Raw genomic sequence first — 12,384 nt, forward strand, 5'->3', positions numbered from 1 at the left:
CACTTCCAACAGGTTAGTACCAATCGGAGATCTCAACACATTTGGTAAAGGCAGATGTTATGTCTCAACACCATGTCGGGTCGGGGCAGGTTGCGTCTGTTGGTTTAGCTCAACCATTAACGTAACTTCTAAACCTAACCCTTGGGATTGTGAATTTAAATAACCTGTGAATTATCCCATCTGTAGAGGCATGGCAATGCCATGCCCCTACTCCAAGAATTTCACCTTGCTAAATTCGCGTTCCTTACAGCTCCTTTACCTCATGCTAGAGCGCCTTCCTAGAGCGTTACCGTGTAGGCATCCCGAATACCGGGCACCTTGGTAATCTCAGCCAGAATGCCTTCGGGTAGGGGATCATCAATGGTGAGCACCATGACCGCATCGCCCCGGACGATCTTGCGACCGACCTGCATACTGGCGATATTGACATTGAAGCTGCCGAGCAGCGAGCCAATCTTGCCGATGATGCCGGGCATATCGCGGTGCAGCGTAAACAGCATGTACTTGTTCGGCGGCACGTTGACCGGGAACTCATCGACATCTGTGACGCGGATTTCATCATCACCGAGTAGTGCTCCAGTAACGGAGTGGGTACCCAGGGAACCCTTCACTTCCAAGTGCAGCGATCCGGTGTAGTCTCTCACGTTGGGATCGCGAGTTTCGGTAACGCGAATGCCGCGTTCCTGAGCTTCCAGGCTGGCGTTGACGTAATTGACCCGCTCTTGCAGCGCGTGAGACAGCAAACCCTTCAGCGCGGCGACGACGACAGGCTGACTATCTTTGGTCGCCAAGTCTCCTTGGAGGCGAATATTGAGCGATTCAATCCGGCCACCGCCGAGCTGGCCCACCAGATTGCCCAGGGTTTCAGCCAATTGGAGATAAGGCCGCATTTTCTCCAGAATGTCAGGCCGCAGACCGGGAATGTTGACCGCAGAACGAGCAGGTAATCCGAGTAAGACATCGCGAATCTGCTCGGCTACATCAATGGCGACGTTGACCTGAGCTTCCTCAGTAGATGCGCCTAAGTGAGGCGTGAGGATGATTTCTTTATTCAGCGATCGCAGATTGGATTCACCCAGCGGTTCCTCTTCGTACACGTCCAGTGCCGCACCCGCAATCTGGCCGTCCTTCAGTGCTTCGACCAGCGCATTTTCGTCGATAATGCCACCCCGCGCACAGTTGATAATCCGAGCCGTCGGCTTCATCTGAGCAAACATGTCGGCGTTGAATAGATGATAGGTTTCCGTCGTTTTCGGGATATGCAGCGTGATGTAGTCGGATTCCTGCACCAGCACATTCATTTCGACTAGGCGGCAACCGAGCTGCTCTGCCCGTTCGGTCGAGATAAACGGATCATAGGCCAGGATCTTCATCCCCATTGCCTTAGCCACAGTGGCAACATGGGAGCCGATCTTACCCAGACCAACGACACCCAACGTTTTCTTGTAGACTTCAACACCTGTATATTTCTTGCGATCCCAGTTGCCTGCTTTGACAGACTGATTGGCTTCTGGAATATGGCGGGAGAGCGACAGCATCATCGCCAGCGCATGTTCTGCCGCTGCAATGGTGTTGCCCTCTGGCGAGTTGACGACCACAATCCCCTTACGCGTCGCCGCAGGCACATCGACGTTATCCACGCCAACTCCCGCTCGACCAATAATCTTCAGTTGGGTGCCCGCTTCAATCACCTCACCGGTGACGCGGGTTCCAGAGCGAATCATTAAGGCATCGTACTCTGGAATAATGCGAACCAATTCTTCGGGGGGAAGCCCTGTTTTGATATCAACCTGAGCAACCTGATTGAGAATCTCAATTCCGGCTTGGTCAATCGAATCCGAGACGAGAACCTTTGGCATGATAACTACGATGATGAAATGCTAGAGCGCAAAATGGAATTTGCCACGGTATGTCATTTTACTGCAAAGCGGAAAACCCTCTCATGGGATACTGAAACTTTTTGGGATTGCGCTGGCAGTAACTTGTGCATGAAACACATTCATTCAGCGTCATAATAGGGGCAATTTGCTCTGCATGTTTTGTTTCAATTATTTATTTCGTTGTTCATCGGTTCATAACATCCGTTTATGTATTATCTTGTTGCCGTTTTTCGCGATCGCATCGAAGCCGAAGCTGCTTATACCAAATTGGAAGAAGGCAATATCCCTACTGACGCAATGGCCATTTTGGGCCAGGGCTACCAGAGCGCTGACGAATTTGGCCTAATTGATCCCAATGAGCAGGCTTGGCGACAGGCTAAACTGATGGCAACTTGGCTGATCCCGTTTGGCTTTGTTGGTGGCGTCACGTTCAATGCGATTACCGGACTGGATACGTTCCCCTGGGCGGGTGAACTGGGCAATCGTCTCCTCGGTGGTCTGCTAGGTGCGATCGCAGGGGCAATGGGCAGCGTATTCGTCGGTGGCGGAGCCGGACTCGTGTTTGGTAGTGGTGATGCTCTGCCCTATCGCAATCGGCTGCGGGCGGGTAAATATTTACTGGTCGTGCGCGGCACTGAACGGATTACCAACCAGGCAACGCTGATGATGCGTCCGTTTAACCCCGAAAACCTCCAGGGTTACGAAGCCCCCAGCGATGCAGTTTAGATAGAGAATTTTTTCTATAATAGAAAGCCTAGCGAAAGCGCGCAAAAACTGTACTGTCGTTATTCCGTAAGCATCCGTGACCCAGACTCCTATCTCTCCTCAATCTGCTCCTTCTCCCACGTCCTTATCTGTGCGACCTGATCCGCTAGGACGCTACGGCCAGTTTGGCGGCAAGTACGTGCCGGAAACGCTGATGCCTGCTCTCAGTGAGCTGGAGGACGCCTACAATCGATACAAGGCCGACCCCGCATTCCAGGAAGAGCTGAACGGACTGCTGCGGGACTATGTGGGACGCGCCAATCCGCTGTATTTTGCCGAGCGGCTGACGGAGCATTACGCTCGACCGGATGGTACAGGGCCGCAGATTTATCTGAAGCGGGAAGACCTGAATCATACAGGTGCCCACAAAATCAACAACGCTCTCGGCCAAGTTTTGCTAGCGAAACGAATGGGCAAACAGCGGATCATTGCCGAGACCGGAGCGGGTCAGCACGGTGTTGCAACAGCAACGGTCTGCGCTCGCTTTGGTCTGGACTGCGTGATTTACATGGGCGTCCACGACATGGATCGGCAGGCGCTGAACGTCTTCCGAATGCGGCTGATGGGGGCTGAGGTGCGCCCAGTTGAATCCGGTACGGGCACGCTCAAGGATGCGACATCGGAAGCGATTCGTGACTGGGTGACGAACGTTGAGACGACGCACTATATTCTTGGTTCCGTGGCTGGGCCACACCCCTATCCAATGATTGTGCGCGACTTCCACGCCATTATTGGGGAAGAAACCCGCGCCCAAGCTCAGGAAAAGTGGGGCGGACTGCCGGATATCCTGCTGGCCTGTGTCGGTGGTGGCTCTAACGCAATGGGCCTATTTCATGAGTTTGTTCAAGACGAATCTGTGCGGCTGATTGGCATCGAAGCGGCAGGTTATGGCGTCGATACTGACAAGCACGCCGCCACGCTCACCAGCGGTCGCGTTGGGGTACTGCACGGTGCCATGAGCTATCTATTACAGGATGCTGACGGACAGGTGATCGAACCCCATTCGATCAGTGCCGGATTGGACTACCCCGGTGTTGGGCCAGAGCATAGCTACCTCAAAGAAATTGGTCGAGCTGAATACTACTCCGTCACCGATGACGAGGCTTTGGAAGCGTTCCAGTTGCTATCTCGCCTAGAAGGGATTATTCCCGCATTAGAAACCGCTCACGCTTTCGCCTACCTCGAAAAGCTTTGTCCCACGCTAGAAGGCAGTCCCCGAATTGTAATCAACTGTTCGGGACGCGGCGACAAGGACGTGCAGACGGTTGCTAAGGTTCTGAAAGAAAAAGAGCAGCAGTAGATCGCTTTCCCCTTCAACCAGCAGAGTGCTGCTAGAGTCAGCACTCTGCTATTTTGATCTTGACGTGACAAACAGCAGGTGAAACATGGCTGACGAGAATTTTCAGGTGTGCGATCGCGATTTGCCCAGTGAGGCTCTAGATCGCTATCTGGAGGCGGATACGCTGGCCGTAGATACGGAAACAATGGGTCTGCTGCCCCAGCGCGATCGGCTCTGTCTCGTGCAGCTTTGTGATCCCTCCGGTTTTGTATCCGCCATTCGGATTGAACGGGGACAGACGGCAGCGCCGAATCTAAAAAAGCTGCTGGAAGCGGAGCATGTGACCAAGATTTTTCACTTTGCCCGCTTTGACGTGACGACGCTGCGTTATTACCTGGGCGCAGAGACAAATCCGATTTTTTGCACCAAGCTTGCCAGCAAGCTGGCTCGCACCTACACGCCACGTCATGGTCTAAAAGACTTGGTCAAGGAACTGGAAGGGGTGGAACTAGACAAGAGTGCCCAAAGTTCCGACTGGGGCAACTGGGATAACCTCACAGCGGAGCAGTTGGCCTACGCCGCTAATGACGTTCGCTACTTGATTCCCATGCGGGAGAAGCTAATCCAAATGCTGCAGCGGGAAGAACGCTGGGAACTGGCGCAGCAGTGTTTCCAGTGCATTCCGGTGTTTGCCCAGTTGGATATTATGCAGTACTCCAATGTGTTTGAGCATTAGAGTTTAACGCTTTGGATGAAGCATGCGATCGCACTAAAATCCTCGCAGGACGGGTTCACGTAGTAGCTCTTGAGTCCCTTGGGTAACGGTGAGAAATTTGCCCCGTGGCGTGTCGGCCAAAATGTAGAGGTAGTCTCCATTGGCGGCTTCAAAGTAGCGGCCTTGGGGGTCGTAGTCGCTGAGGGGCAAACGAATTGAATTGCCATTACTCTGATCGACGCCAACGTAATGGGATGGGAAATCGCCTCCACAAATGCTGACGATAAAATTCTGGGTTTGAGCTGTGATAAAGACGCTCTCATTCGGTCCACAATAATGCGGGACTTGAGCAATCAGTTGAGCAACAGAATTTGGCTCTGAGAGTTGTTCCTGTTGTAGGGTTTGGGCTTGTCCTGGTGCTGTCGTCAGCTGAAGAATAATTGATGCGCTTAGGCTACCTATTAATAACCGCTGGAGGGTTTGCATTTTGCGGGGCTGAGCAATTGTATGAGCTGTTGCGCGGGTTCGGGTTGTGATGATGGAGCGGGAGAATAAGCGCGTAAGATGCGACATATTTTGTGTCCTTAATAACATTAAATGGTGATCATATTGATGAGGGAACTACTCTAGATTTTCCAGTATGTTTCGCTCTTAGAAACATTTAAAGGGGTGAAGATACACAAATCGTATGATCTCCACCCCTTGGAGTGAGTAACCTGTTTTTTGTCGATTGGAGTGACGAAGGAAACCCAATCTGTCCCGAATACGCGATCGCACCCTCAGCGCGATCTCACCCTTAGATAGATCTATTCTGGGGTTGGGGCAAAGTCGGGTACTGTTCTTGCCTCTGCTTCGGTTAGCGTGGTTGCCAATCCATTTTCTCGGATGTCTTCAATCAGCCATTCCATCTCTTTAATCTCTAAGCGCTGCGATGTGATAATTTGATCGGCCAGTTCTTGAACGCGCAGATCCTCAATCTGAGCGCGCTCACTAGTTAAAATTGCAATCGAATGGTGAGGAATCATGCCTTCCATGTAATCCACATCATCGACTGTAACTTGGCTACGCACCAGCCACAGTGCTGCCCCAAAGAGCAGAATAGCGCTTATGTAGATGGCAATATTTACTCTCCTGTTTTTATACATGTTCAGCATGTACAGCAATCACAAATAGGTAATGAACGAGGGAGAATAGAATAAAGAGTTATCCTCACCGAAGTAAATCAGCCATGACCTCCCTGGAAGAATTTATCCAAAGTAATCCCTCTGCCCAAGAACTGAAACGCGCCTTGGCCGTGCAACTGCACCAGAGAGGTCAAAGCTATCGGGCGATCCGAGATATCCTACAGGTTTCTCTGGGATTTATTAGTGCGAGTCACCAGCGCTATGAAGAGCGAGGAGTCGAGGGACTGAAATCCCACTACTGGGGCACCCAAGGCTATTTAAGCGCCGAGCAGAAACAGGACATCTTTGAGTGGTTGCAGCAGAAAAACTGGTGGACACTAGAGGAGCTTGTTGAGCAGATTGAAGAGCGCTATGGAGTGCTCTATCGCTCAGCCCAAAGCTATACCCAACTGCTCAAAGACGCAGGGTTTAGCTGGAAGAAATCCCACTCGGTGCATCCGGGCCAAGAGGAGGCCAAAGTCGAGGCAAAAAAGCCGAGATTCAACAGTTGCTGGTCCAGTGGCGAGCCGAGATTGCCAGTGGGCAGGTGCGAGTGATGTTTCTCGATGAGTGCCATCTGCTCTGGGGAGACCTCCGTGGATATGGATGGAGTCGGCGCAATCAGCGAGTGGACATCCCCATTGCCTCCATTCGAGAGCGGCAGACCTACTATGGAGCCTTGGACTATTTGAGCAAGAGCTTTGTTATTCATGAGTATGAGGCAGGCAATCAGCACAATACCGTGGCCTTTCTGAAGTATCTTCAATCTCAGTATGATGAGTCCACTCGCTTTTTCATCATCTGGGATGGAGCCAGCTACCACCGTTCCAAGGTGGTTCGCAACTACCTGAGTCAACAGAATCATGGTACTCGAGAGCAGCACTGGAAACTCACTTGCATTCAGCTTGCGCCTAATGCACCCGAGCAAAATCCGGTCGAAGATGTTTGGTTACAGGCCAAGCGATTTAGTCGTAAATTTGCCCGCTTGTGCCACTCCTTTCGCTCGGTCAAACTCCTCTTTTATCTGGCGACTCATCTGCAAACCTTCATCTTTGAGAAAGCCTTCATGTATGGTTACTGTTCATGTCCTGTTTGAGATTGCTGTATGACAGCATGATTACCATCATTGCGGCACCCATGATTAGAGCCATAAAAACTCGTGTTTCGCTAAACCAGGCGTGGTCGAGAATTTGGTAGGAATGCAGGTACATCAAGAAGAACATAACAACGATTGAGGTACCAATCATTGCGAAGAACCTGATATAGCTACTTGGCATTCCGTTATGATGCGCAGTGTTTTGATCGTTTCCAATTGCGTTTTCTTGAGTAGGCATCGATTTTTTAGGGAACAAACAATACAGAAGTCTTTTGAATATGACTTAAGACTTAGCGAATGATGGCTAGCCCTTACACCTATCAGAAGCATGAATTAAACTTCCATCAGATGAGATAGAGTCATTCCATCTGTGTTTCTTTCATCTGTGTTTCACTGAGCCATAGCTATCCGCTGTAGAGTGGGCGCTGCCCATCAGCATTAATTCAAACTGATTTGACACAGCACTAGCTGACTTGTTTAGAAATAAGATCCAAAAACAGGATTGTAGGAAAAACCCGCCAGCTCAGTTGATCCATACAGCTAGAAACCGAGTTCCTATACAACGAGAAACCCGGTTTCTGAAGCTCAACCTAGTACCCAGCATCTAGCACCCAGCACCAATACCCAACCCTCAGCACTCACGAAACACATACTCATACCAATCATCAACCGGACAATAGCCAATCTCTTTATAGATATGATTGGACGTTGGATTCGTCAGATCCGTAAATAAGTAGCAGCGTTGGCAGCCCTGATCCAGCAGTTTTTGGCTCAATGCCGCAACGCAAGCAGTCGCATAACCTTTACGGCGATGCTCCAGCGGCGTATACACTGGCCCAATTCGTCCGGCTGATGGAAGTGACTGGCTACCGCTAGCCCAGGAAACGGGAATGCCATCCTCCCAGATATGTATACTCTGCCGTTTGATACCCGCATCAACCGATTTCTGCGGATCTGGCTTCACAATGTCACCAATCTCGGCATTGAAATCCATCATCCATTGGATCAGTAAATCGCGATCGCACTTCGTCGCAACTCGTAGCCGACCACTGGCCATCGCCACAGGTTCAACCCGCGTCAGCCGATGAATCCGCATCTCCATCGACCGCTGCGCCGCGTATCCGGTCATCGCTTGCCAGGTTTTGACAAAGCTTTCTGCTTCCTCAACCAGTCCACTCACTCCTGGTAGGGGTTCCGCAGTCTGCTGCCAATCCTGAGCGATTAGTGCGATCTCATCTAAATCCTGCGCTTTTGAGAGCAGCAGCTTATGGGGAGGCGTTCGCATGGCCACGGCTAGGATTTTGCCAGCGGCAGAAGTTGCGATCGCAAGATAGGGCGGATCAGGATAGCGGTCTGGATAGTGTAGCAACGTATGTGAAATCCCCAGCAGTAGGTTACTCTCAGCTTCGTACTGGAGCAGATAGTCCTGTGCTTCCTGCCAAAAGTCTTTGATGTCAATAAAACGGCGCAACTGCATGACGCACCTCCATTTCAGGCTTGGATCAAGATAATTGTTTCAGTGATTTTGTAGGTTGGGTAGAGCAACGCGAAACCCAACAGATTCAAGGTCTTAAGGGCTTAATCAACAATGCCACCCTACGCAATTTGAGTTAAGTACTGCGGCGGCACCTGATCTACGAGCCAAACGCCATTTGCGGAACAGTAGAAAACAAAACCTGCTGCCTGCATTGCGGTGGCATCAATGACAAAAATCGCGGGCCGACCGTGCCGCAGTCCGACTTTGCGAGCGGTTTCAATATCGGTGGACAAATGCACATGGTGCCGCGCCATTTTCATCAGTCCAGACTGCAAAATGGCCGATACTGATTTTTCGCCTGTGCCGTGATACAGCACAGCGGGCGGCGTTTGCGGCTCAAGCTGGAGGTCGATGCTGACGCTGTGGCCTTGATTGGCCCGAATTCGCGTATGGGTGGTGTCAAAGGCAAAGCGTTGTTTGTCGCTAGCAGCCACGACTTGCTCTAGCTCAGTGCGAGTCACGGCAAACTGATGGGCCGCACAAGCGGCTAGCAGATCATCCACGTTGACCCAACCGCCTGCTTCTAGGGTTAGCCCAATCCGCTCAGGGGTATGGCGCAGGTGCTTGCTGAGATATTTGCTGATTTTGACCTGTCGAGCGTTGTCCATGACTGACAGCCTTTGCTAAGTGGCGAATACTTCGTATTACAGGAATACTACACATCATAATTAGCGATTTCTGAATATTGCTGCGGAAAGGTGCGCGATCCCAATCCCAATAAGAATGTAGATCCTGCCTCAAAATAGATTTAAGCGAGAAGAGAAATCATGCTGCTTCTCATCAAATTGCAGACACTGCAAGAGTCGATTTATTTGGAAAAATAGGGAACTCTTATAACAAAGATATCAGCTTCTATGATTTTATACAGAGGAAATAATTAGTGAAAGAGATCCGAGGAGATGCCAAAACAATTGAGCAATTACTTAAGGCCGCAAAATACTCAGTTGATGACTATCAACGAGAGTATAAGTGGCAACAAAAACAGATTCAAGAACTTATTGATGACCTTACTTCTGCCTTTCTGGAAAATTATGATCCCCAGCATGAAGGCGGAGAGATTGCTGAATATGCTCACTATTTCCTCGGTGCAATTGTGGTTAGCCTGAAAGACGGAAAAAAATTTATTGTTGATGGGCAGCAGAGGCTAACTAGCCTTACATTGCTCTTGATATTTCTCAACAATACTCAGAGACAACGAGAACGAAAAGTTAATATTGAAGATCTTATCCTTTCTGATGATTTTTTTGATAAAAGCTTCAATATTGATGTTGATGATCGTAATTCCTGTATGGAAGCATTGTTTGAAAATCAACCATTTGATAAGGTTGATACATCAGAATCAGTTCAGAATCTGATAGGCCGCTATCGTGATATTGAAGAGTGCTTTCCCCAGGACTTGATGGACGAAGCATTACCCTTTTTTATTTTTTGGCTTAAGAGAAATGTCCATTTGGTTGAAATAACAGCCTATTCTGACGAGGATGCATATACTATCTTTGAAACGATGAATGATCGAGGCTTATCACTAACGCCTACCGAAATGCTGAAGGGATTTTTGCTTGCTAAAATTTCTGAGGGTCAGAAAAAGAAACTTGTTGATCAGCTTTGGAAGCAGCGTATTCGGGAATTGTCTGAATTTGGCAAAGATACCGACGCCGACTTTCTCAAAATTTGGTTCCGTAGTCAATATGCTGATAGCATTCGGGAAAGAAAGAAAGGCGCAAAGCCACAAGAGTTTGATCGAATTGGAACCGAATTTCATCGATGGTTACGTGAAGCAGAAAACAAAATTGGTTTGACCGGAAGTAATAGCTATATTCACTTTATCCAACAAGATTTCGATTTTTATTCTCGCCAATATTTACGTTTATTGGAGGCTTCTGAAAAATTAGTAGAGGGCCTTGAGCATGTCTACTACAATGCTCAAATGGGCTTTACGACTCAGTATCAGCTTCTGCTTGCACCATTAGAGCCAAACGACTCACTAGATGTTGTGGATAAAAAGCTGCGTTTGGTAAGTATTTACATTGATATATTACTTAATCAGAGACTGTGGAATTTCAAGCTTATTACCTATAACGCGATGCAGTACTCGATGTTTTTGGTAATGCGAGAAATTCGCGGCAAACGACCAGAGGAACTAGCAGGTTTTTTACGCAATCGGCTCGACAATGATACTGATACAGTTCCTCTTTTCAGTCATAATGATCGGCTGCGTTTACATCAACAAAATAAGAGGGCAATTCATCGCATTTTGGCGCGAATTACAGACTTCATTGAACGAAGATCAGGGCTGGGAGCACGTCATCCGCTGGCGAGAGAATAAAGGTTGAGCTGGTTGTTCAGGTAAGCGCAGCGGAGCGCCAGAATTTGAGGAACATTCTGAGGGTTCCACTGCGCACCTGCGACCTGCACTCTGGCATCAATCTGCTTGATGAGTGATTCGACCGGGCCTGAGCCAATCGGCATCCCCTCTTGCTGGTAGTACCTGTAGTTGACAATCCGAGCGCGATGTCGCTCCAGATACCTCCCAAATCGTTGAGACTGCTGAGAGTTGAGCCCCGCAAACAGGGCACTGGCCTCATCGACCTGACCGTGCCACAGAAGGTGTCTGGCCTGGTTGAGCCGTTGAAGGGAACCGCCCACTTTATACAGGTTCTCCATCAGGTGATACCAGTCCAAGACCTCCTGGCGAGTGAGCCTCTCCATCTGTTGGTAGAGCGACCAAATGCCGCTGTGTCCGTCTCCTAAGCAGAACACAACACTGGCCCAGCAAAGGCTCCTGAGCCAGGCCAACAGCGCATCATTGTCGTCAAACCAGGCCATACCCACACCGTCACCGTCCAGCCGCACCGCCTTGTACTGCTTCCACTCGCTGGGCTCTCCGCTCGGAGTCACTAGGCGAACCATCCCGCCATCGAGAGCCATCTCCTTGACTGTCTCCTCTGGAGCCGATGACTCAATCGGATTGCGCCCTACGATGCGCTCGACACTCTTGGCGCTCACGGTGACCCCGGTGAGCAGTTCAACATCCCGACTCGCCTGCACGAAGGACACCGTTGCTCCCATCTGCAGACAACACAGCTCGACCAGGGGGCTGAACTGGACTCTGGGCTTGACTCCAAGCCGCTTGGCCTGCTGTCGGCCAACCTGCAATATGCCAAGGATGCTGGTTAGCTTTCGGGTTTCTCCTTCATCTTTGCCGACGCTTGTGTCGATAAAAAAAGACCTAAGTTGGGTGACACATGACGGTGCACTTGCTCACGGACCGTTTGCTCGATTTCGCCTAAGCTCGTCATCCTCATCCCCTGTTCCTTGGCGTCGTCATAGAGGATCTGTGCTAAAGCGTTGACGTGATGCTGCATTTGGTCGCGCTGGTCTGGAGTCATGTCAGGATCCGATAAGGGCACTCACTCCATTATATTTTCATCTCCTCAGCGGATGACGTGCTCCCATCAGGGCTTCCCTCTAGATTTGAGGAATATATAACTGCTCAAGGAAATGCTCGATATGAAATTGAACATATTTGGGCAGACCATCCGGAACGACATAGTGATGAATTTCAGTCTGAAGGAGATTTTCAAGAGCACCGCAATCATATTGGAGGCTTACTATTGCTTCCTAAAAGCTTCAATGCGAGTTATGGTGACTTGCCGTATAGCAAGAAATTACCACATTACTTTGGACAAAATTTGTTAGCAAAATCGCTACATCCTGACTGCTATAGTCATCATCCTGGTTTTATCGGTTTTTGTAAAAATACGGGTATACCCTTCAAACCATATCTCGAATTCAAGAAAGCCGATTTGGATGAAAGACAGATACTCTATCAGAAGATAGCTGAACATATCTGGAATCCTGAACAACTTACTCATAAGGTAGGGCAATGAAATATTATCTATTTTTGAGATTGAATATCGCTCTCTAAATTAATCGCAGTAGAAGGTCA

General features: G+C 49.5%; 13 protein-coding genes. 7 read left to right on the forward strand and 6 right to left on the reverse strand.

From position 1 onward, the window contains the following. Nucleotides 1-278 precede the first annotated feature (278 nt). Nucleotides 279-1,859, reverse strand: coding sequence for a phosphoglycerate dehydrogenase (serA, locus tag AC286M_RS33025; protein ID WP_488208440.1), 1,581 nt, complete (start codon nucleotides 1,857-1,859; stop codon nucleotides 279-281). Between the two features lie 228 nt (nucleotides 1,860-2,087). On the opposite strand from serA, the gene AC286M_RS33030 reads away from it, so the two are divergent. From AC286M_RS33030 to AC286M_RS33040, 3 genes are all read left to right on the forward strand, one after another. Beyond that, nucleotides 2,088-2,606: a hypothetical protein gene (locus tag AC286M_RS33030; protein ID WP_488208441.1), complete on the forward strand. Its 519-nt coding sequence runs from the start codon at nucleotides 2,088-2,090 to the stop codon at nucleotides 2,604-2,606. A gap of 76 nt (nucleotides 2,607-2,682) precedes the next feature. Continuing rightward, entirely contained in the window at nucleotides 2,683-3,945 is a 1,263-nt protein-coding gene (gene trpB / locus AC286M_RS33035; RefSeq protein WP_488208442.1) for a tryptophan synthase subunit beta, read from the forward strand. Between the two features lie 85 nt (nucleotides 3,946-4,030). Then, a complete protein-coding gene (locus AC286M_RS33040; protein ID WP_488208443.1) occupies nucleotides 4,031-4,660 on the forward strand; it encodes a ribonuclease H-like domain-containing protein in 630 nt (209 codons plus the stop codon). A gap of 33 nt (nucleotides 4,661-4,693) precedes the next feature. On the opposite strand, the gene AC286M_RS33045 is transcribed toward AC286M_RS33040, so the two are convergent. Together AC286M_RS33045 and AC286M_RS33050 are read right to left on the reverse strand one after the other, a co-directional pair. Beyond that, nucleotides 4,694-5,212: a hypothetical protein gene (locus AC286M_RS33045; RefSeq protein WP_488208444.1), complete on the reverse strand. Its 519-nt coding sequence runs from the start codon at nucleotides 5,210-5,212 to the stop codon at nucleotides 4,694-4,696. Between the two features lie 233 nt (nucleotides 5,213-5,445). Next, on the reverse strand, nucleotides 5,446-5,793 hold the full coding sequence (locus AC286M_RS33050; RefSeq protein ID WP_488208445.1) for a DUF305 domain-containing protein: 348 nt from the start codon (nucleotides 5,791-5,793) through the stop codon (nucleotides 5,446-5,448). 74 nt (nucleotides 5,794-5,867) lie between these two features. Here AC286M_RS33050 and AC286M_RS33055 point away from each other — a divergent pair, with 74 nt between their 5' ends. Both AC286M_RS33055 and AC286M_RS33060 read left to right on the forward strand, forming a co-directional pair. Beyond that, nucleotides 5,868-6,359: a helix-turn-helix domain-containing protein gene (locus tag AC286M_RS33055; protein WP_488203817.1), complete on the forward strand. Its 492-nt coding sequence runs from the start codon at nucleotides 5,868-5,870 to the stop codon at nucleotides 6,357-6,359. Then, nucleotides 6,311-6,898, forward strand: a complete 588-nt coding sequence (locus AC286M_RS33060) for a transposase (protein WP_488203438.1) — start codon at nucleotides 6,311-6,313, stop codon at nucleotides 6,896-6,898. Before AC286M_RS33055 ends, AC286M_RS33060 begins: the two co-directional genes overlap by 49 nt. 631 nt (nucleotides 6,899-7,529) lie before the next feature. Here AC286M_RS33060 and AC286M_RS33065 read toward each other — a convergent pair. Both AC286M_RS33065 and AC286M_RS33070 read right to left on the reverse strand, forming a co-directional pair. Continuing rightward, entirely contained in the window at nucleotides 7,530-8,375 is an 846-nt protein-coding gene (locus AC286M_RS33065; protein ID WP_488208446.1) for a GNAT family N-acetyltransferase, read from the reverse strand. Nucleotides 8,376-8,494: 119 nt separating this feature from the next. Then, entirely contained in the window at nucleotides 8,495-9,043 is a 549-nt protein-coding gene (locus AC286M_RS33070) for an RNA 2'-phosphotransferase (protein ID WP_488208447.1), read from the reverse strand. A gap of 272 nt (nucleotides 9,044-9,315) precedes the next feature. On the opposite strand from AC286M_RS33070, the gene AC286M_RS33075 reads away from it, so the two are divergent. Further along, the gene (locus AC286M_RS33075; RefSeq protein WP_488208448.1) at nucleotides 9,316-10,761 is read left to right on the forward strand and encodes a DUF262 domain-containing protein; all 1,446 of its coding nucleotides are present in this window, start codon (nucleotides 9,316-9,318) and stop codon (nucleotides 10,759-10,761) included. Here the strand turns inward: AC286M_RS33075 and AC286M_RS33080 are convergent. Continuing rightward, nucleotides 10,740-11,824 (reverse strand): ISKra4 family transposase gene (locus AC286M_RS33080; RefSeq protein ID WP_488203071.1). Its coding sequence is split into 2 segments (ribosomal slippage): nucleotides 10,740-11,638 and nucleotides 11,638-11,824, totalling 1,086 coding nucleotides; the frame shifts between segments, so codons are not numbered across the junction. The two genes, AC286M_RS33075 and AC286M_RS33080, sit on opposite strands and share 22 nt — an antisense overlap. Nucleotides 11,825-11,881: 57 nt before the next feature. On the opposite strand from AC286M_RS33080, the gene AC286M_RS33085 reads away from it, so the two are divergent. Beyond that, nucleotides 11,882-12,325, forward strand: coding sequence for a GmrSD restriction endonuclease domain-containing protein (locus AC286M_RS33085; protein WP_488208449.1), 444 nt, complete (start codon nucleotides 11,882-11,884; stop codon nucleotides 12,323-12,325). Nucleotides 12,326-12,384: the final 59 nt, after the last annotated feature.

Source organism: Thainema salinarum CENA647 (assembly GCF_057732415.1).